At 72.8% G+C, this 19,332-nt stretch carries 16 protein-coding genes and 1 pseudogene; 5 read left to right on the top strand and 12 right to left on the bottom strand.

The features are described from left to right. Window positions 1–118: 118 nt before the first annotated feature. The 3 genes and pseudogenes from ACIGO6_RS34365 to ACIGO6_RS34355 form a co-directional block, all read right to left on the bottom strand. Entirely contained in the window at window positions 119–361 is a 243-nt protein-coding gene (locus ACIGO6_RS34365; RefSeq protein ID WP_399883258.1) for a DUF397 domain-containing protein, read from the bottom strand. A 36-nt stretch (window positions 362–397) separates the two neighbouring features. Further along, a pseudogene (locus ACIGO6_RS34360) lies at window positions 398–662 on the bottom strand (alpha/beta fold hydrolase); the annotation flags it as partial. A gap of 76 nt (window positions 663–738) precedes the next feature. Next, window positions 739–2,244 carry an acyl-CoA synthetase gene (locus ACIGO6_RS34355; protein ID WP_399883256.1) on the bottom strand — a complete coding sequence of 502 codons (1,506 nt, stop codon included), beginning with the start codon at window positions 2,242–2,244 and terminating at the stop codon, window positions 739–741. Between the two features lie 142 nt (window positions 2,245–2,386). On the opposite strand from ACIGO6_RS34355, the gene ACIGO6_RS34350 reads away from it, so the two are divergent. Next, a complete protein-coding gene (locus ACIGO6_RS34350; RefSeq protein WP_399883254.1) occupies window positions 2,387–4,807 on the top strand; it encodes a penicillin acylase family protein in 2,421 nt (806 codons plus the stop codon). A gap of 161 nt (window positions 4,808–4,968) precedes the next feature. Next, window positions 4,969–6,744 (top strand): serine hydrolase, encoded by a 1,776-nt coding sequence (locus tag ACIGO6_RS34345; protein ID WP_399883252.1) that lies wholly within the window; start codon window positions 4,969–4,971, stop codon window positions 6,742–6,744. Between the two features lie 18 nt (window positions 6,745–6,762). Here ACIGO6_RS34345 and ACIGO6_RS34340 read toward each other — a convergent pair whose 3' ends face one another. From ACIGO6_RS34340 to ACIGO6_RS34320, 5 genes are all read right to left on the bottom strand, one after another. Further along, entirely contained in the window at window positions 6,763–6,954 is a 192-nt protein-coding gene (locus ACIGO6_RS34340) for a DUF2795 domain-containing protein (protein ID WP_055420399.1), read from the bottom strand. Window positions 6,955–7,036: 82 nt separating this feature from the next. Continuing rightward, a complete protein-coding gene (locus ACIGO6_RS34335) occupies window positions 7,037–8,614 on the bottom strand; it encodes a phytoene desaturase family protein (protein WP_399883250.1) in 1,578 nt (525 codons plus the stop codon). A gap of 87 nt (window positions 8,615–8,701) precedes the next feature. Next, window positions 8,702–10,924, bottom strand: coding sequence for a tetratricopeptide repeat protein (locus tag ACIGO6_RS34330; protein WP_399883248.1), 2,223 nt, complete (start codon window positions 10,922–10,924; stop codon window positions 8,702–8,704). A gap of 63 nt (window positions 10,925–10,987) precedes the next feature. After that, window positions 10,988–11,857 carry an oxygenase MpaB family protein gene (locus tag ACIGO6_RS34325; RefSeq protein ID WP_399883246.1) on the bottom strand — a complete coding sequence of 290 codons (870 nt, stop codon included), beginning with the start codon at window positions 11,855–11,857 and terminating at the stop codon, window positions 10,988–10,990. Window positions 11,858–11,897: 40 nt separating this feature from the next. After that, a complete protein-coding gene (locus ACIGO6_RS34320; RefSeq protein ID WP_399883244.1) occupies window positions 11,898–12,269 on the bottom strand; it encodes a four-helix bundle copper-binding protein in 372 nt (123 codons plus the stop codon). Between the two features lie 204 nt (window positions 12,270–12,473). Here ACIGO6_RS34320 and ACIGO6_RS34315 point away from each other — a divergent pair, with 204 nt between their 5' ends. The 3 genes from ACIGO6_RS34315 to ACIGO6_RS34305 all read left to right on the top strand — a co-directional run bounded on the left by ACIGO6_RS34315 (window position 12,474) and on the right by ACIGO6_RS34305 (window position 14,981). Continuing rightward, window positions 12,474–12,878, top strand: coding sequence for a ChaB family protein (locus tag ACIGO6_RS34315; protein WP_399883242.1), 405 nt, complete (start codon window positions 12,474–12,476; stop codon window positions 12,876–12,878). A 37-nt stretch (window positions 12,879–12,915) separates the two neighbouring features. Next, entirely contained in the window at window positions 12,916–13,272 is a 357-nt protein-coding gene (locus ACIGO6_RS34310; protein ID WP_399883240.1) for a DUF6479 family protein, read from the top strand. A gap of 86 nt (window positions 13,273–13,358) precedes the next feature. Continuing rightward, window positions 13,359–14,981, top strand: coding sequence for a cytochrome bc complex cytochrome b subunit (locus ACIGO6_RS34305; RefSeq protein ID WP_399883238.1), 1,623 nt, complete (start codon window positions 13,359–13,361; stop codon window positions 14,979–14,981). On the opposite strand, the gene ACIGO6_RS34300 is transcribed toward ACIGO6_RS34305, so the two are convergent. From ACIGO6_RS34300 to ACIGO6_RS34285, 4 genes are all read right to left on the bottom strand, one after another. Then, the gene (locus tag ACIGO6_RS34300) at window positions 14,900–15,367 is read right to left on the bottom strand and encodes a cytochrome c oxidase subunit 4 (RefSeq protein ID WP_399883236.1); all 468 of its coding nucleotides are present in this window, start codon (window positions 15,365–15,367) and stop codon (window positions 14,900–14,902) included. The genes ACIGO6_RS34305 and ACIGO6_RS34300 overlap by 82 nt on opposite strands. Beyond that, on the bottom strand, window positions 15,364–17,040 hold the full coding sequence (gene ctaD, locus ACIGO6_RS34295) for a cytochrome c oxidase subunit I (RefSeq protein ID WP_399883234.1): 1,677 nt from the start codon (window positions 17,038–17,040) through the stop codon (window positions 15,364–15,366). The genes ACIGO6_RS34300 and ctaD overlap by 4 nt, the downstream gene beginning before the upstream one ends. Window positions 17,041–17,176: 136 nt before the next feature. Beyond that, on the bottom strand, window positions 17,177–17,833 hold the full coding sequence (locus ACIGO6_RS34290) for a hypothetical protein (RefSeq protein WP_399883232.1): 657 nt from the start codon (window positions 17,831–17,833) through the stop codon (window positions 17,177–17,179). Then, a complete protein-coding gene (locus ACIGO6_RS34285) occupies window positions 17,830–19,326 on the bottom strand; it encodes an ATP-binding protein (RefSeq protein ID WP_399883230.1) in 1,497 nt (498 codons plus the stop codon). The genes ACIGO6_RS34290 and ACIGO6_RS34285 overlap by 4 nt, the downstream gene beginning before the upstream one ends. Between the last annotated feature and the right edge of the window lie 6 nt (window positions 19,327–19,332).

Below are 19,332 nucleotides of genomic sequence, written 5' to 3'. Positions count from 1 at the left end.
CGAGGGCGCTCATGGTCGCGTGTCCGGAAAAACGGGCGGAACACCCCCGGATCGGCCGGACGGACCGGACGCAACGGACGGCCCCACCCCGGGCCGGTTCACCTCCCCGGCCGGTGGCTCACGTGAGGTCGAACTCCCCTTCCCGCGCTCCCGACACGAACGCGCCCCATTCCGCGGGGGTGAAGATCAGAGAGGGGCTTTCCGGGCTGCCGCTGTTCCGCATCGCGATGAACCCCTCGACAAAGGCGATCTGGACATCCCCCAGGCCCCGGCTGCTGGACTGCCACTGCGCGTTGCTGAGGTCCAGCTCCGGCTTGTCCCAGCCCTTGAGCGAGCGCTGGTGGGTGGTGCTCTCGGCCACGTCGGTGCTCCTCCCGATTCGTCGTCCGCGGCCAGCCTAGCGATCGGGTCCGACCGCCGACAGGCCACATGACGGGTGCCTTTCGGAAGATCGGCGCCGCGGTTGACCGAGGAACGCCCCGACACGCCGTACGAACGCCCGCGGATCGTCCAGCCACGGACAGTGCCCGGCACCGGGCTGGACGGCGAGCTCGGCGTGCGGGAGGGCGTCGGCGCAGCGGCGGGCGAGTTCCGGCCGGGGGACCTCCGTCGAGCTCACCGGCGAGGACGAGGACCGGGCCGGTGCACCCGGCACGCGTGGCGCGTCTCGCCCTGATCGCCGTCACCCCCAGGGCGCTGGGCATGCCGGCGACGGCGGAGGACCGGCTGGCCGCGGCCCTAGGAACCGGCGAACCGGTCCCGCAGCTCGCGTTTGAGGATCTTCCCGCTGGCGTTGCGGGGCAGTGCGTCCACGAACAGCACGCGCTTGGGCGCCTTGAACGCGGTGAGCTTCTCGCGGGCGTGGGCGATCAGTTCGCCCTCCGTGACCTCTGTGCGCGTCACGACGATCGCCGTGACGGCCTCGATCCAGCGCTCGTCGGGCAGGCCGACAACGGCGGCCTCGGCGACGGCCTCGTGTGTGTAGAGGGCGTCCTCCACCTGGCGGGAGGCGACCAGTACGCCACCGGAGTTGATGACGTCCTTGACCCGGTCGACGATCGTGAAGTACCCGTCCGCGTCCCGCACGGCGAGGTCGCCGGAGTGGAACCAACCGTCACGGAAGGCCGCTTCCGTCTCCTCGGGCTTGTCCCAGTAGCCCTCGCACAACTGCGGGGAGCGGTAGACGACTTCGCCGGGGGTGCCGTCGGGCGCGTCCTTGCCGTTCTCGTCGACCACCCGCGCGTCGACGAACAGGACGGGCCGGCCGCAGGAGTCCATCCGGCCCGCGTGTTCGTCGGGTCCGAGGACGGTGGCGAGGGGGCCGATCTCGCTCTGGCCGAAGCAGTTGTAGAAGGCGAGGTGAGGGAGGCGGTCGCGCAGCCGCTCCAGGACGGGCACGGGCATGATCGACGCCCCGTAGTAGGCCTTGCGCAGGCCGCCGAGGTCGCGGGTGGTGAAGTCGGCGCGGTTGGCCAGGGCGATCCACACCGTGGGCGGGGCGAACAGGCTGTCCACTCGGCCGGCTTCGATCAGGTCGAACAGCCGGTCGCCGTCCGGTGCGTCGAGGACGACGTTCGTCGCGCCGACGGCGAGGTAGGGCAGCAGGAAGACGTGCATCTGCGCGGAGTGGTAGAGCGGGAGCGCGTGCACGGGGCGGTCGCCCGCGGCGAGGTCCAGGGCGGTGATGGCGCTCAGGTACTCGTGCACCAGCGCCCGGTGGGTCATCATCGCGCCCTTGGGCAGGGCGGTGGTGCCCGAGGTGTAGAGCAGTTGCACCAGGTCCTCGCCGCCCGGCTCGGGGCCGTCGTACGCGGGTGCCTCGGCCAGCAGGCTGAGCAGCGAGTCGTCGGTGTCGCGCAGGGGCAGGGTGCGGACGCCGTCGGGGAGCCGTCCGGCGAGGTCGGGGTCGGTGAGGACCAGGGTGCTGCCGGACTGGTCGATGAGGTAGGCGAGGTCGTCGCCGGTCAGGTTCTGGTTGACCGGGACGTGCACCAGGCCCGCACGGGCGCAGGCCAGGAAGGCGATCAGGTAGGCGTCGGAGTTGTGCCCGTAGGCGCCGACCCGGTCCCCCGGTGCCAGTCCCCGGTGCAGCAGGACGCTCGCCGCGCGGGAGACGGCGGTGTCGAGTTCGTCGTAGGTCCAGGAGCGGTCGCGGTACTCCACCGCGACGCGCGCCGGAGTGCGCCGGGCACTGCGCCGCAGCACCCCGTCGACCGTGCTGCCGTGTCCGGGCGTGAGCGTCATGGCCTGATCCTCGGCCGGTCGGCGGGGCGGGTCAAGACATGTGCGTGCCGCGCCGGACGTGTCCGGTGTCATGCCACTGACACGTGCACATACCGACTGGTACGCTCAGCCGCCCCTTCCCCCAAAGACGTCGGGAGGCACGATGCGCATACGCCCGAGACGGCTCGTCGTCACGGCCCTCGCCCTGCTCACCGCCGCGACCACGCTGCCCGCCGCGGCGGCGGAACGCTCCGGTGACCGGCACGAACGTCCGTCCCACGGCGGGCTGTCCGCCGTCATCCGCTACACCGAGTACGGCATTCCGCACATCGTCGCCGAGGACTACGCGAACCTCGGCTTCGGCACCGGCTGGGCCCAGGCCGCGGACCAGGTGTGCACACTGGCCGACGGTTTCACGACCGTGCGCGGCGAACGCTCCCGCCACTTCGGCGCCGACGCGGTGTCCGACCTCTCGCTCTCCTCGGCCGCCACGAACCTCTCCAGCGACCTGTACTTCCGGGGAGTGCGCCGGGCGGGCACCGTGGAGAAGCTGCTCGCCGAGCCGGCGCCGCGCGGTCCCAGCCGGGACGCGAAGGAGCTGATGCGGGGCTTCGCGGCGGGCTACAACGCATGGCTGGAGCAGAACCGGATCACCGACCCGGCGTGCCGGGGCGCGGCCTGGGTACGGCCGGTGACCTCGCTGGACGTGGCCGTGCGCGGCTTCGCCCTCTCCGTGCTCGGCGGCCAGGGACGCGCGGTGGACGGCATCACGGCCGCACAGCCGCCGGCCGCGAACGCAGCGGCGGGCTCCGCCCGGGAGCCGGGGGCGGAGGCGGTGGCGCGCGCCGCACGGGACCTGTTCGCCGCCGACAACGCGGACATGGGTTCCAATGCCGTCGCCTTCAGCGGGCGCACCACGGCGAACGGCCGCGGGCTGCTGCTCGGCAACCCGCACTACCCGTGGCACGGCGGGCGCCGGTTCTGGCAGTCGCAGCAGACGATCCCGGGACGGCTCGACGTCGCGGGCGGCTCCCTGCTCGGCTCCGCGACGGTGTCCATAGGCCACAACGCGCACGTCGCCTGGAGCCACACCGTCGCCACCGGTGTCACGCTCAATCTGCACCAGCTGACGCTGGACCCGGCCGACCCGACGGTCTACCTGGTGGACGGCAGGCGCGAGCGGATGACGAAACGGTCCGTCACCGTACCGGTGCGGGGCGGCGACCCGGTGACCAAGACCCAGTGGTGGACCCGGTACGGACCCGTGGTGACGTCGCTCGGCGCCTCGCTGCCCCTGCCGTGGACGGCGACGACGGCGTACGCGCTGAACGACCCGAACGCCGCCAACCTCCGCGCCTCCGACACCGCGCTGGGCTTCAGCCGGGCCCGCGGCACGGACGACGTACGGGACGCGCTGCGCCGCACGCAGGGGCTGCCGTGGGTGAACACGATCGCCGCCGACTCGCGCGGTCACACGCTGTTCACGCAGTCGCAGGTGCTCCCCCGCATCACCGACGACCTGGCCGAGCGCTGCTCCACGCCGCTCGGCAGGGCCACCTACGCGTCCTCGGGGCTCGCGGTGCTGGACGGCTCGCGCGGCGACTGCGCGCCGGGCCGGGACCGGGACGCCGTACAGCCGGGGATCTTCGGCCCGTCGCGCATGCCGACGCTGGAGGACGCGCCGTACGCGGAGAACTCCAACGACAGCGCCTGGCTGGCCAACGCGGACCGGCCGCTCACCGGTTACGAGCGGGTCTTCGGCACGGTCGGCACCCAGCGGTCGATGCGGACGCGGGGTGCGATCGCGGACGTGGCGGCGATGGCGGACCGGGGTGAGCTGACCGTACGGGACCTGCAGCGGCAGCAGTTCGCCAACCGGGCGCCCGCCGGGGACCTGGTCGCGGCCGACGCGTCGCGGGCCTGCGCGGCGCTGCCGGGCGGCACGGCGACGGACAGCGACGGGAACGCCGTCGACGTCGGGGAGGCCTGCGGTGTGCTCGCCGGCTGGGACCGCACCGTCGACACCGACAGCAGGGGCGCGCTGCTCTTCGACCGGTTCTGGCGGAGCCTCAACAGGGCTGTGCCGTCGGGGCAGTTGTGGAAGGTGCCGTTCTCCGCCGCGGACCCGGTCGGCACCCCGAACACCCTGAACACGGACGCGCCGGGCTTCGCCACCGCCCTGGCCGACGCGGTGGGTGAGCTGCGGGCGGCGGGCATCCCACTCGACGCGCCGCTCGGTGAGCACCAGTTCGTCGTGCGGGGCGGCGAGCGCATCCCCGTGGGCGGCGGCACGGAGTCGCTGGGGATCTGGAACAAGATCGAGCCCGTGTGGAACCCGGCCGGCGGCGGATACACCGAGGTGACCACCGGTTCCAGCTACATCCAGGCCGTGGGCTGGGACGGGAGCCGGTGCCCGGTGGCCCGTACGCTGCTGACCTACTCCCAGTCCTCCAACCCCGGCTCGCGGCACTACGCCGACCAGACCCGGCTGTTCTCCGGGGAGAAGTGGGTGACGTCCCGCTTCTGCGAGCGCGACATCCGGTCGTCGCCCGACCTCCGGGTGGTTCGGGTGCGCGAACACTGAGCCGCACCGCACCGCGACCCGTCCGGCGGTCTGCCGGGCGGGTCCGTCGCTTCGTCAACTCCGTACGCCCCATTGACACGACCCGTCACTGACAGGAAAGTTTCACTCCGCACGGCGATCCACGAAAGATACTTTCAGCTTCGGTGGCGGGAGGCTCTTCGATGGCCGGACAGGCGACGAGCGGATTCACTCGGCGGCAACTGGGCGCCGGCGCCCTGGCCCTGGGCGGTGCCCTGGCCATCGCCCCGTTCGCGGCCGGACCGGCCGAGGCCGTCGCGGACCAGGGCCGCCGCCCCACGCTGCGGCGCGGCTCCGCCGAGCGCGCCGGGCTGCTCCGGGGACATCTGCGCCAACTCGTCACCGACGCCGAGGCGTTCCTCGGTCCCTCCCCCGAGCACCCCTGGTACGCGGGCGCCGTACTGCTCGCCGGCCGCGGCGGCACGGTGGCGCTGCACGAGCCGATCGGCATGGCGGTGCGCTACCGGGCCTACGACGAGAAGACCGACACCGGCATCGAGTTCCCGGCCGGGGAGCAGATCCCCATGGCCGAGGACACGGTGTTCGACCTCGCGTCGATCTCCAAGCTGTTCACGTCGATCCTGGCCGTGCAACAGCTGGAACGGGGTGCGCTGGAGCTGGAGGCGCCGGTCGCCTCGTACCTGCCGGAGTTCGGCCGTGCGGGCAAGCAGGACGTGACGGTCCGGCAGCTGCTGACGCACACCTCCGGGTTCCGGGCCTGGATACCGCTGTACAAGGCGCCGACCTACGAGGAGAAGGTCCGGCTCGTCTTCGACGAGGCGCCGGTCGGCCCGCCCGGCACCGCCTACCTCTACTCCGACCTCAACATGATCTCGCTCCAGCTGGTGCTGGAGAAGGTCACGGGCCGTGCCCTGGACGTCCTGCTGCGCGAGGAGGTCACCGCCCCGCTCGGCCTCGACCGCACCCGCTACAACCCGCCCGCCTCCTGGAGAGGGCGGATCGCGGCCACGGAGGACGCCCGGGCGCCCTGGTCCGGACTCGACCGCGGGCTGGTGTGGGGCGAGGTGCACGACGAGAACGCCTTCAGCCTCGGCGGCGTCGCCGGCCACGCGGGGGTGTTCTCCTGCGCCTGGGACCTGGCGGTGCTCGGCCGTACGCTGCTCAACGGCGGTTCCTACGGCCGGGCGCGCATCCTGCGGCCGGAGTCGGTGGAGCTGATGTTCACCGACTTCAACACCGACTTCCCCGGCGACGAGCACGGCCTCGGCTTCGAGCTCTACCAGCACTGGTACATGGGCGCGATGGCCACGCCGCGCACGGCCGGGCACACCGGGTTCACCGGCACCTCGCTGGTGCTGGACCCGACGACCGACTCGTTCCTGGTGGTGCTGGGCAACTCGGTGCACCCGGTGCGCAGTTGGCGCTCGGGTTCCGCGCCGCGGGTCGCGGCCGCCACCCACATGGCGCGGGCCGTGCCGGTGCGTCCCGCACACGGACGTACGGCGTGGTTCTCCGGGACGGCGAGCTCCTCGACGGCGACGCTCACGCTGCCCGCGCTGGACACGTCCGCCGGCGGGGCGCGGCTGGGCTGCTCGCTGTGGTGGGACACCGAACCGGGCTCGGACGCCCTCGTCCTGGAGGCCACGACCGACGGCGGCGCCACCTGGGCGCCGGTCCCGTTCACCACCGTGCGGCGCGGTGCGGCGCCACGGGAGCATCCGGCGGGCTCGGCCACCGGCTGGTCGGGGCGGGTCTGGCACCGGCTGACGGCGGACCTCCCCGCCGCCCGAGGGCTCACGCTGCGCTGGCGGTACACGACCGACCGGCTCTACGTGGGCCGCGGTGCCTACGTGGACGGGGTGCGCGCGGAGTCGGCCGACGGCGTCCTGTTCCACGACGCGCGCCCGGCGGACGCGGCGCGGATCCGGGCGGCGGGGTGGACTGCGTCGGCCGACTAGACAGGCGGCCCGGTGTCGCTAGCCGTTGAAGACGGCCTTCTGTACTTCGTTCGGCCCGTCGAAGCTGTTCTCCTTGAGGCCGTCGAGGCGGCTCACGACCTTGTCGTCGGCCTTGTTCTTGCGGGCGCAGTCGACGAGCGACTTCTTGTCCGCCGGGTAGTCCATGCCGCTGAGCGCCTTCTGCAGGTCGATGGGGCTGAGGTCCGCCATGACTGGCTCCTTGTCGCGCTGGTGAAAAGTACGGAATTTCCGTTATGTCGCGGTACCCAGCCCCGTCCGGCGCATGCACCCGTCAGTTCACCGTCTGCTCCAGCACCGCCATCGCCGCGTTGTGCCCCGGCACCCCGCTGACCCCTCCCCCGCGCACCGCGCCCGCGCCGCACAGCAGGACGTTCGCCTGTCCGGTCTCCACGCCCCAGCGGCCGGTACCTGCCTGGGCGTGGGGCCAGGACAGCTCGCGGTGGAAGATGTTGCCGCCGGGCAGGCGCAGATCGCGCTCCAGGTCGAGCGGCGACCTGGCCTCGATGCAGGGCCGTCCGTCGGCGTCGGTGGCCAGGCAGTCGGCGAGGGGTTCGGCGAGATGGGCGTCGAGCTGGTCGAGGGTCGACGTGAGCAGTTTCTCGCGTACGGCGTCGTTGTCCCGGGCGAAGAGGCGGGCGGGCGTGTGCAGGCCGAACAGGGTGAGCGTGTGCATGCCCTGCGCGGTGAGGTCCGGGCCGAGGATCGTGGGATCGGTCAGCGAGTGGCAGTAGATCTCGGAGGGCGGGGCGGCGGGCGGTTCGCCGGCCGCGGCCCGGGCGTGGGCGTCGGCGAGCTGCTCGTATCCCTCCGCGATGTGGAAGGTTCCGGCGAAGGCCTGGCGCGGGTCGGCCGCGGGGTCGCGCAGCGCCGGCAGCCGCTTCAGCAGCATGTTGACCTTGAGCTGGGCGCCCTCGGCGGGCGCGGGCGGTGCCTGACCGGTGAGCGCCGCCAGTTCCTGCGGGGAGGCGTTCACCAGGACGTGGCGGGCGGCGGCGACGCCCTCGCCGTAGGCCGAACGGTAGGTGACCTCTGCCGCGCGCCCGTCGGTGTCGATCCGTACCGCCTCGTGGCCGGTGGCGAGCACGGCCCCCGCTGCGCGTGCCGCGCCGGCCAGGGCGTCGGTGAGGGCGCCCATGCCACCGACCGGCACGTCCCAGGCGCCGGTGCCGCCGCCGATCACGTGATAGAGGAAGCAGCGGTTCTGGCGCAGGGAGGGGTCGTGGGCGTCGGCGAAGGTGCCGATCAGCGCGTCGGTGAGGGCCACTCCGCGCACCAGGTCGTCCGCGAAGTGCTCCTCGATGGCGACACCGATCGGCTCCTCGAACAGGGCCCGCCAGGCCTCCTCGTCGTCGACCCTGCGGCGCAGTTCGTCCCGGGAGGGCAGCGGCTCGGTGAGGGTGGGGAAGACCCGCTGGGCGACGTGCCCGGTCATGCCGTAGAAGCGCTGCCAGGCCGCGTACTCCCGCTCCGAGCCGGTGAGCCGGGCGAACGACTCCCGGGTGCGCCGCTCGTCCCCGCCGACGAGGAGCCCGGTGGGTCGGCCGTTCCGCTCCACGGGCGTGTACGAGGAGACGGTGCGTCCGCACACCCGGAAGTCGAGGTCCAGCTCCCGCACGATCTTCCTCGGCAACAGACTGACCAGGTAGGAGTACCGCGACAGCCGTGCGTCGATCCCGGCGAACGGCCGCGTGGACACGGCCGCTCCTCCGGTGTGGTCCAGTCGTTCCAGCACCAGCACGGAGCGGCCGGCGCGGGCCAGGTAGGCGGCGGCGACCAGACCGTTGTGTCCGCCGCCGACGACGACGGCGTCGTAGGAGCGGGACGCGGGATGCGGGGTGGTCGTCGTCATGGTCCTGGGTAACACGAGCCGATCGAGGCCGACCAGCCCACTGCGGCACCCCTTGCCGGGGGACACGGACGCGCTGTCCCGCCGGGCTCAGCGGGCGGCCGTTCGGCGGAGTGCTGCCATTCTGCGGTACAGCTCCACGGCCTCGGCGCCGCGGCCGAGTTGTTCCAGGCAGTGGGCCTCGTCGTCGCGGGCGGTGAGGGTGTCGGGGTGGTCCGGGCCCAGGACGCGTTCGCGGGCGGTGGCGACCCTGCGGTACTCGGTGAGGGCGGCGGACCAGTCGCCCAGCCAGCCCAGGCCGACGGCGACCTCGCGACGGCTGACCAGGGTGTCCGGGTGGTCGGGGCCGAGGACGCGTTCGCGGATCGCGCACACCTCGCGGGACTCGGCGAGCGCCTCCGCCCAGCGGCCGAGCCGGCCGAGGTTGACGCCCAGGCCGTGCCGGGCGCGCAGCGTCTCGGGGTGCTCGGGGCCCTGGACGCGGGTGCGGTCGTCGATCAGCCCGTCGTACAGCGTGAGCGCTTCGGCGCTGCGGCCGAGTCGGCCGAGGCTGATGCCGATCTCGTAGCGGGCGGCGAGGGTGTCGGGGTGGTCCGGGCCGAGTGCCCGCTCCCGGGCCCCGGCGACCTCCTGATAGGTGGCGAGGGCCTCCTGCCAGCGGTCGAGCCGGCCGAGCTCGTAGGCCACCTCGTAGCGGGTGACCAGGGTGTCGGGGTGATCGGGGCCGAGCACGCGGGCGCGGGCGGCGGCCACCTCGCGGGCCATGCGGTGGGCGTCCTCCGGGCGGCCGAGCCGGCCGAGGTTGAAGGCGAGGTTGTGTCGGCAGCGCAGGGTGTCGGGGTGGTCGGCGCCCATGGTGCGCTCGCGGGCGGCGAGGACCGACGTGTAGACCTGGTGGGCGTCGGCGTAGCGGCCCAGCCGCCCCAGGGTGTACGCCATCTCCTGGCGGACGGCGAGCGTGTCGGCGTGGTCGGCGCCCAGCACCCGGATCCTGGCCTCGGCGACCCGCTTGTACACGCGCAGTGCCTCGGCGGCGTGACCGGTGCGGCCGAGGGTGAAGGCGACCTCGTAGCGGCTGGCGAGGGTGTCGGGGTGGTCGGGGCCGAGCAGGCGTTCGCGTTCGTCGGCCACCGCGCGGTGCACCTCCCCCGCCTCCTCCCAGCGGCCGAGCCGTCCCAGGCTCAGACCCGCGTTGTGCCGCCCGGCCAGCGAGGTGACCGCCTCCGGCGCCGGGTCGGCCCGCTCGTCGGGGGCGGGCGCGGCCACCTCGTCGCCGCCGGGCCGCGGGATCCACGCGCCGGACATACCCGCCCCGGGGGCCGGGGGCGTGGAGCGCGGACCGGTACCGGTCGCCTTGGGGCCGGTGGTCATGCCGTGGGTCCAGGAGGGCAGCGCGGCCCGGCCCCCGACCGGCTCGGGCGTCCGCGGCCGGGGTGCCGGCACGGCCGGCGCGTACCCCGGCGCCGTACGGCCGGCGGTGATGCGGCGGACCAGCTCGCGGGCGTCGTCCGGGCGCTCCTCGGGCCGTTTGGCCAGCAGGTCCAGGATCAGCCGGTCCAGGTACGCGGGCAGTTCGGCGCGGTGGGTGCGCGGCGGTTCGGGCGCGGTGTCCCGGTGGCCGACGAGGATCGCCCAGGCGTCGTCGAGGTCGAACGGCGGGACGCCGGTGGCGATCTCGTAGAGCACGCAGCCCAGCGAGTACAGGTCGCTGCGCCGGTCGACCTCGTCGCCGCCGATCTGCTCCGGCGACATGTAGTGCGGGGTGCCCATGGCGATGCCGGTGCCGGTCAGCCGGGCGGTGAAGCCCACGTCGTGGCCGAGCCGGGCGATGCCGAAGTCGCAGATCTTCACGGTGCCGTCGGTGAGCCGCACGATGTTCGCTGGCTTCAGGTCGCGGTGCACGATGCCCTGGTCGTGGGTGTAGGCGAGCGCGGCGGCGACCTGTTCGGCGATGTCCTCGACGTCGGGCACCGGCAGCGGATGGTGCTTGTTGTCCTCCAGGAGCCGGCTCAGGTCACGGCCCTCCAGTAACTCCATGACCAGGAAGAGCACGCCGTCCCACTCGCCGAAGTCGTGCACGACGGTCACCCCGCGGTGCTGGAGCGCCGCGGCCACCCGGGCCTCGCGCCGGAACCGCTCCCTGAGCACCCGGGTGAAGGAATGGTCGTGCTGCGTGCCCAGCGGCTTGAGGCACTTGACGGCGACGCGCCGGCCCAGTGACTCGTCCCGGGCCCGCCACACCTCGCCCATGCCGCCGCGTCCGATCTGGTCGAGCAGCCGGTACCGGCCCTGGATCAGCGTGCTGTCCCCCATGGCTACGCCCGCCCCCGTGGTTCTGTCCGCCCCGCCCTCCCCTGGCCGGTCCAGTATGGCGGTCTATGGCCCGAGTTTGTATGGTGCCGGGCGCGCGCCCGGACCGAGCCGTGCCATGGCGCCGAGGATGTGTTTGGGCGGCAGCTGCCAGCGCAGACGTGCGGGAATCGCGCGCAGGAGGGTGCCGGTGAGCCGCAGCCGCCGGGTGACGGTGGCGGGTGCGGGGGCCGGTCTGCCGTAGAGCTCCTGCGCGTACTGCGGTAGGGAGTCGTACGCCAGATGAGCGACCCGTCGCCACAGCAGCTCGCGTGCCGGGACCAGAAGGGGGTGCGTCGGCGGGCGGAGCAGGAACTCGTCCACCTCGCGCGCCTCGTCGCCCGCGGCCAGCTCGGGCCGTACCCGCGCGAAGTAGGCGGCCAGCTCGGCCCGGTTCCCGGGTACGGCGTCGGGATCGAGGCCGACCAGGCGGGCGCTGTGCCGGTGCTCGGCGAGGTAGCGGTCGGCGTGGGCGTCCGTGAGGGGGAACCCGGAGCGGCGCAGGACGTGCAGGTAGGAGCCGATCTCGGCGCAGTGCACCCACAGCAGCAGCGCGGGTTCGTCGACGCCGTACCGCTCTCCCGTATCGGGGTCGGTCGCGCCGAGCATGCGGTGGATCCTCCGTACGCGGGCGCCGGCCCGCTCGGCGGCCTCGGTGGTGCCGTACGTCGTGGTGCCGACGAAGCTCGCGGTGCGCAGGAGCCGGCCCCAGGCGTCGCTGCGGAAGTCGCTGTTCTGCATGACGCCGCGCACGGCGCGCGGGTGCAGGGCCTGGAGGTACAGCGCACGGACCCCGGCAATCCACATCATCGGGTCGCCGTGCGCCTGCCACGTCACCGAGCCGGGCCCGAACAGTCCCGGGTCACCCGAGCGGTCGTCCGTCCGCGTCGCCGTCATACCGGCAGGCTAACGCCCTGCGCCCGGCGCCCCCAGGGCGTCAGCGCAGGGTGGCGAGGAACTCTCCGCAGGCCCGGGCGCAGTCGCGGCAGGCCTGGGCGCTCTCCTCGGCGCCCGGGTGCGCGTCGAAGACGTGCGCGCTCTCCAGGCACACCTGCCGGCACCACTCCAGCTGGACGCGGATGGCGGCCTCGTCCACCTGGTTCTGCTCGGACAGCACCCGGCACGTCGCGTCGCAGACCTCCGCGCACATGATGCCCTTGCGCCGTACGAGCTCCTGGTTCTCGGTCCCGTCGGGGTCCACGAGGCTCGCCCGCAGTGCGCACGCCCGCGCGCACTCGGTGCACGCCTGGGCGCAGGCGAAGCGGTCCTCCAGGAAGCGGAACAGTTCCTGCTGGGACGTCGCCGTCACGTCGCCGTCTCCTGAGACGTCGTCTGGTGGGAAGTCGTCGTCGTTGTCACACCGCGCGAGTTGCCCCCGGGGGCCGCGCCAAACCCGCCGCGCCCTGTGTTCCCAAGGGTTCCGGCTCGTTTTCGGGGTGGGCCGCCGGGCACCCGTGAACTCTTCCGGAGCCGGCCACGGCGACGACCGCGACGACGCACGGAGGTGCACGACATGCCGGGACGAGAGGAACTGCCGTCGACCCTGGAGCGCTCCCCCAGGGACGCCCAGCGCACCTGGATCAAGGCCCACGACTCGGCCGTGGAGGAGTACGGCGAGGGCGAGCGGGCCCATCGGGTGGCGTACGGGGCCCTGAAGCACAAGTACGAGAAGGTCGGCGACCACTGGGAGCGCAAGGAGGGCGGCCGCAAGGGCCCCTCCGACCCGCAGTCGGCGCGGCCGCGCGGGCAGGGCGGACGCAGCGGCGAGGGCGTCGACGAGCAGGCCTCGAAGGAGCATCTGTACGGCCTCGCCCGGCAGCTCGGCGTGCCGGGACGGTCGCGGATGTCGAAGGCGGAGCTGCTGTCGGCGATCCGCAAGGCCAACCGTTCGCAGACGCGAGCGGCCCGGTCGGGCTGAGCAGGTTGCGGGCGTGGAGCGGGGGTACCCGCGCTCCATGAACCACGCATGGATGGAACTGGCCGCCGGCTCCGGCGCGCTCGGCATCGGCCTGGTCGTCGCGGCCGTCGTGGTCGTGGCCCTGCTGATCGGAGCCTTCGCTTTCGGAAGCCGGCAAAAGCGCCGGGAGTCGCCGCCACCGCGCCCCGAGGAGCAGCCCCGTATGCCCGACGAGGGGCCCGTGCACGAGGTACGGGAGCGGCGGGAGCCCGACGAGATGCCGAGGAGCGACGACCGGACGCTGCCGCACGACCTCGGTCACCGGGGCAGCCGCACCGCCTCCGGGCAGGAGCGGCCGCGCTGGGACGAGGGCAGCAGCGGTTCGTTCGGCAGCGGCGGGCCGGGCGGACACTGACCCGCGAGGCCGACGCGGCAAGCCGAAGGTGACCGGGCGCGGACGGAGCGTAGTTTCCGCCCCGGCCGCACGGGAACCCATGCGGCGTGCTGTTGAAGAGGAGAAGGGCCCGCGCGGGTGCGCGGGCCCGATACGCGGCGGAACACACCGTCACCTGGGCCGACGGCCGGCTCCCCGTCTCCGAGGGCGGGGGGCTGCTGCGCAAGGCCTTCCCCGAGCACTGGTCGTTCCTTCTCGGTGAGATCGCCCTGTACAGCTTCGTCGTGCTGCTGCTGAGCGGTGTCTGGCTGACGCTGTTCTTCAAGCCGTCGATGACGGAGGTGGTCTACGACGGGTCGTACGAGCCGCTGCTCGGGCTGAGCATGTCGGAGGCGTACCGCTCGACCCTGGACATCAGTTTCGACGTCCGCGGCGGTCTGCTGATCCGGCAGCTGCACCACTGGGCGGCTCTGGTGTTCCTGTCGGCCATCGGGGTGCATCTGCTGCGGATTTTCTTCACCGGCGCGTTCCGCCGACCGCGTGAGGTGAACTGGGCGATCGGCCTGACGCTGTTCGTGCTGGCGCTCGCCGAGGGCTTCGCCGGCTACTCGCTGCCCGACGATCTGCTGTCCGGGACGGGCATGCGGATCGCGCAGGGGATCATGCTGTCCATCCCGGTGGTGGGGACGTACGTCAGCATGTTCGCGTTCGGCGGCGAGTATCCCGGCGACGATCTGATCCCCCGGCTGTACTCACTGCACATCCTGCTGATCCCCGGGCTGCTGCTGGCGCTGGTCACGCTCCATCTGGTCCTGGTGTTCTATCTGAAGCACACCCAGTGGGCGGGGCGCGGCCGCACCGAGCGCAACGCCGTGGGCAGGCCGATGTTCCCGCAGTTCATGACGAACTCGACCGGCCTGTTCTTCATGGTCTTCGGCGTGCTGACGGTGCTCTCGGCGGTGGCGCAGATCAACCCGATCTGGGCGTACGGCCCCTATCGCCCGGACATCGTCTCCACGGGCTCCCAGCCGGACTGGTACGTGGGCTTTCTGGAGGGGTCGCTGCGGCTGATGCCGCCGTTCGAGACGGCGGTGGCGGGCCACACCGTCATGTGGAACGTGCTGGTGCCCGCGGTCGTGCTGCCGGGCGCCCTGTTCACGGTGCTGTACGCCTACCCGTTCTTCGAACGCTGGGTGACGGGGGACCACGACGAACACCATCTGTGCGACCGGCCCCGGAACAAGCCCGTGCGGACCGGGCTGGGCGTGGCGGCGGTCTGTTTCTACGCGGTCCTGCTGCTCGCGGGCGCCAACGACATCCTCGCCCTCACCTTCGACATCTCGCTGAACCTGTTGACCTGGATCTTCCGGATCTCCCTGGTGGTGGTGCCGCCGGTCGCCTTCGTGGTGGCCAAGCGTGTCTGTCTGGCGCTGCAGGAGCGGGAGCGGGAGCGGCTGGCCGAGGGTGAGGAGACGGGTGAGCTGCGGCAGACGCTCGCGGGCGGCTATGTCGAGAGCCACGAACCGCTCGACGCCGAGGAGCGGTACGTGCTGCGCTCCCGCAGGGAGCCCGAGCCGCTCGCGGCGACGGCGCCCGACGCGGAGGCGCCGCACGTGGGGCGGCTGCGGGCGACGCTCAGCGAGTGGTACTACGGCGACCGGGTCGACGTGGAGGAGACGGAGCCGGAGCCCGGGCCTCGGTCCGCCTCCTCGCGCGAGCTGGAGCGCTGAGCGCCCCGGTCGGCGTACTGGAAGACCAGGCCGAAGACGGCGAGGGCGAGTACGCCGAAGCCGATCAGCGCGAGCCACAGGCCGTAGACGATGCCGAGCGCGAGGACGACGGCGCCGAGCGCGGCCGTGATGGGCCAGGGACTGTGCGGCGGGAAGAAGTCCAGCGGGCCCGCGGCGTCCACGACCTCGGCGTCACCGAGGTCCTGCGCCCGCAGTCCGCGCTTGTGGTGCTGCACGCGCAGGAAGAACGCGACGAGCGCCGCCATCAGGAAGGAGACGGTCAGTGCGGCGGTGCCGGCCGGCTCGTGGGAGAACCAGCCGTAGCCGGCCGCGGTGACGGCGAAGAAGGCCGCCACTCCGGTGAACAGACGCGCTTCGGTCCTCACTGCACGTGCCTCTGGTCGTGTCGGCTGATGTCGGGATGATGCAGGTCGAACGCCGGGGACTCGGAGCGGACCCGGGGAAGCGACGTGAAGTTGTGCCGCGGGGGCGGGCAGGACGTGGCCCATTCGAGGGAACGGCCGTAGCCCCACGGGTCGTCGTGCTCCACCGGGGTGCCGTACTGGCGGGTGCGCCACACGTTGTACAGGAACGGCAGCGTGGACAGGCCGAGCAGGAAGGCGCCGATGGAGCTGACGGTGTTCAGCGTGGTGAAGCCGTCCGCGGCCAGGTAGTCGGCGTAGCGGCGCGGCATGCCCTGCTGGCCGAGCCAGTGCTGGACGAGGAACGTGGTCTGGAAGCCGACGAAGAGGGTCCAGAAGTGGATCTTCCCCAGGCGTTCGTCGAGCAGTCTGCCGGTGAACTTGGGCCACCAGAAGTAGAAGCCGGCGAACATCGCGAAGACGACCGTGCCGAACAGCACGTAGTGCAGATGGGCGACGATGAAGTACGAGTCCGTCAGATGGAAGTCCAGCGGCGGTGAGGCGATGAGGACGCCGCTCATGCCGCCGAGCAGGAAGGTCACCAGGAAGCCGCACGACCACAGCATGGGTGTCTCGAAGGACAGCGAGCCGCGCATCATCGTGCCGATCCAGTTGAAGAACTTCACCCCGGTCGGCACGGCGATGAGGAACGACATGAGGGAGAAGAAGGGCAGCAGCACGGCCCCGGTGGCGAACATGTGGTGCGCCCACACCACGGCGGACAGCATCGTGATCGCGATGGTGGCGCCGATCAGGCTGACGTAGCCGAAGATCGGCTTGCGGCAGAAGACCGGGATGATCTCGGAGACGATGCCGAAGAACGGCAGCGCCACGATGTAGACCTCGGGGTGCCCGAAGAACCAGAACAGGTGCTGCCACAGCAGCGCCCCGCCGCTCGGGGCGTCGAAGATGTGAGCGCCGAACTTCCGGTCGGCCTCCAGCGCGAACAGCGCGGCGGTCAGCACGGGAAAGGCCGGCAGCACGAGGATCGACGTGAAGAGCACGTTCCAGGTGAAGATCGGCATCCGGAACATGGTCATGCCGGGCGCGCGCAGGCACAGGATGGTGGTGATGAAGTTGACCGCGCCGAGCGTGGTGGACACACCGGTGACGACCAGTCCCATGGTCCACAGGTCGCCGCCCGGGCCGGGGCTGAAGACCGCGCTGTTGAGCGGCGCGTAGGCGAACCAGCCGAAGGCGGCCGCTCCGTCGGGGGTCAGGAACCCGGCCACCACCATCAGGCCGCCGAAGAGGTACAGCCAGTACGACAGCGCGTTGAGCCGGGGGAACGCCACGTCCGGGGCGCCGATCTGCAAGGGCATGATGGCGTTGGTGAACCCGGCGAAGAGCGGGGTCGCGAACAGCAGCATCATGATCGTGCCGTGGACGGTGAAGAGCTGGTTGTACTGGTGAGCGCTGAACAGCTGGAGCCCGGGACGGGCCAGTTCGCTGCGCATCAGCAGGGCGAGGACGCCGCCGAAGAGGAAGAAGCCGAAGGACGTCGTCATGTACAGGTTGCCGATCACCTTGTGATCGGTCGTCGTCGCCCAGCGGGTCAGCGCCCGCCCGAGCGTGCGGTTCGTCCGCGACCGCGCCGGTGCCCGGCGCGGCGGTTCGGTCCTCCTGTCCACCGCCATGCGGCGGAGGGTACCCAGGCACCCCGGGTGCGGACGGACGGCCACGCCGGGACCGGCGCCGGGTTGACGCGCCGGAGTGCCGTCGGGACGGGTCGGATGGGCCACCTGGCCCACAGGGGCGCGCCGTGTCGGGCCGTCAGCCTCCGCCGGGCACGCCGGGGTCGCCGGGCTCGCCCGTCCCGCCCGTCCCGGCGGTCCTGTCGGCCTCGCGGGCCACGTCGCCGGTCGGGCAGTCGTCGCTGGACCGGCCCGCGAGCCGGCCGCCGGGCTGCTCCACGGTCACCTGCGCGCTTCCCAGCGCCGGGTCCTGGCGCAGCCGGGCGACGGCCACCGTGCAGGCCAGCTGGTCGACGGCCGTGTCGGTGAGGCTCCCGGTGCTCCGCGGCAGCTGGACGACGACCGCGGCTCCGTCGGTGCGGACGGTGGGTGCCACGGCGGACGGCGGGAGTTCGGTCGTCAGTCCCTGCTCCTGCTCCTGGCCGTCCGGGCCCTTCAGCAGCATGAGCACGGTACCGGCGAGGTCGGTCGTGCCGGGCACCTCGCGGGGGACCGCCACCAGGGCGCCGTCCGCGACGAAGTAGAGCGGGACCGTGGCGACGGGTACCGCCGTGGGCTGCGTCTCCGAAGGGACGGCGGTCCTGCCCGGTTCGAGGACGCCGGTCGCGGGTTCGCCCGCCTCGACCACCCCGGTCGCGGGGATGCCGCAGGCGGAGAGCGTCAGGAGCGCCGTGAGCAGGAGGGGAAGCGCGCGTCGGGTGCCTGGGGCCACCCGTGGTGGTCTCGTCGGGTTCATGGCCGGTCCTCCTTCGCCGTGTGCGGCACCGCGTCCTGCGCGCCGTCCGGTCGCAGCGGGAGGACGACCGTGAAGACGGCGCCGCCGTCCGGATGGTTGGCCGCCCGGACGGTGCCGCCGTGCAGGCGTACGTTCTCCGTGGTGATGGCCAGCCCGAGGCCGCTGCCCTCGCTGCGGGTGCGGGCGCTGTCCGACTTGTAGAACCGGTCGAAGACATGGGGCAGGACGCTGTCGGGGATGCCGTCCCCGGCGTCCCTGACGGAGACGACCGCCTGCCTACCCGCGCGGGGGTCGTCCACCTCGTGGAGGTGCAGGCGGACGGGGGGCGCGCCGTGGCGCAGGGCGTTGGCGACGAGGTTCGCGACGACGACGTCGAGGCGGCGCGGGTCGACCCGGCCCCGCAGCGTGCCCGGTTCCGGCAGGCTCGTCTCCACCGTGTCCAGCCAGCCGCGGGAGGCGAGCGTGCGCTGTACGGACTCGGCGAGGTCGATCTCGTCGAGGTGCAGGGCGGCGGCTCCCGCGTCGAAGCGGGAGATCTCCATCAGGTCGTCCACCAGGCCGGCCAGCTTCGTGGTCTCCTCACTGATGAGGCGGACGGCCGTCGCGGTGTCCTCGTCCAGGCCGGCCGCGTCCTCGTCCAGGACGTCGGTCACCGCCGACATCGCCGCCAGCGGGGTGCGCAGTTCGTGCGAGACGTCCGCGGCGAAGCGACGGGCGCCGGCCTCCATGCGCCGCAGCTCGGCGACCGATCCCTCCAGCGCCGCGGCCGTCTCGTTGAAGGTGCGGGACAGGTCGGCGAGTTCGTCGGTGCCCTGCACCCTGAGCCGCGTGTCCAGGCGGCCCTCGGCGATGCTGCGGGTCGCCCGGCGCAGGGCCCGCACGGGACGCAGGACCCCGCGCGCGGCCAGGAGGGCGATCAGGACGGCCAGGGCCAGGGCGGGCACGGTGGCCCGCTCGATGGCGGTGACCAGGGCGTCGACGTAGCCCTGTTCCTCCCGCTGGGGCACGGTGAGGTAGATCTCGAGTCCGGAGGCGCCCCGCTCGGTGACGTACGCGCCGGCGAAGGTGACGGGCATGCCGACGACGAGGGCGGCGCGGCCGTCGTGCGAGACCCGCTGGAACACCGTGGCCCGGCGGGAGCGCACGGCCTCGCGCATCGCCGGGGACAGCTCCTCGAACGCGTCACCGGGGTCGGACGTCGCGCTCGCCCCGCGGTAGGCGGCCAGTACCCGCCACTGTCCGGACCGTCCGCCGCGCGCCACGTCGGCGGCGAGCGATCCCAGGTCGGACTCGTCCGGCGGGAACCGGTAATTGGCCACCAGGGTGTTGACCCGGTGCCGGAAGTCCTCGATCACCGCGTCCTGGCTCTGCTGCAGGATTCCGGTACGGGCCTCGCGGAAGGTCAGCGCGCCGGTGGTCACCGTGGCCACGACGGCGACGAGGGTGAAGGCCACCACCAACCGCACGCGCAGCCCGCCCAGCGCGCGCAGCATCCGCGA

Source organism: Streptomyces sp. NPDC053750 (genome assembly GCF_044544295.1).
GTDB lineage: Bacteria > Actinomycetota > Actinomycetes > Streptomycetales > Streptomycetaceae > Streptomyces.
This window is presented reverse-complemented; position numbering and strand designations above follow the sequence as displayed.

Coding starts and splice junctions, on each gene's coding strand:
- ACIGO6_RS34355 (WP_399883256.1), bottom strand. CDS start 2,244: ATGACGCTCACGCCCGGACACGGCAGCACGGTCGACGGGGTGCTGCGG.
- ACIGO6_RS34350 (WP_399883254.1), top strand. CDS start 2,387: ATGCGCATACGCCCGAGACGGCTCGTCGTCACGGCCCTCGCCCTGCTC.
- ACIGO6_RS34345 (WP_399883252.1), top strand. CDS start 4,969: ATGGCCGGACAGGCGACGAGCGGATTCACTCGGCGGCAACTGGGCGCC.
- ACIGO6_RS34340 (WP_055420399.1), bottom strand. CDS start 6,954: ATGGCGGACCTCAGCCCCATCGACCTGCAGAAGGCGCTCAGCGGCATG.
- ACIGO6_RS34335 (WP_399883250.1), bottom strand. CDS start 8,614: ATGACGACGACCACCCCGCATCCCGCGTCCCGCTCCTACGACGCCGTC.
- ACIGO6_RS34330 (WP_399883248.1), bottom strand. CDS start 10,924: ATGGGGGACAGCACGCTGATCCAGGGCCGGTACCGGCTGCTCGACCAG.
- ACIGO6_RS34325 (WP_399883246.1), bottom strand. CDS start 11,857: ATGACGGCGACGCGGACGGACGACCGCTCGGGTGACCCGGGACTGTTC.
- ACIGO6_RS34315 (WP_399883242.1), top strand. CDS start 12,474: ATGCCGGGACGAGAGGAACTGCCGTCGACCCTGGAGCGCTCCCCCAGG.
- ACIGO6_RS34310 (WP_399883240.1), top strand. CDS start 12,916: ATGAACCACGCATGGATGGAACTGGCCGCCGGCTCCGGCGCGCTCGGC.
- ctaD (WP_399883234.1), bottom strand. CDS start 17,040: ATGGCGGTGGACAGGAGGACCGAACCGCCGCGCCGGGCACCGGCGCGG.
- ACIGO6_RS34290 (WP_399883232.1), bottom strand. CDS start 17,833: ATGAACCCGACGAGACCACCACGGGTGGCCCCAGGCACCCGACGCGCG.
- ACIGO6_RS34285 (WP_399883230.1), bottom strand. CDS start 19,326: ATGCTGCGCGCGCTGGGCGGGCTGCGCGTGCGGTTGGTGGTGGCCTTC.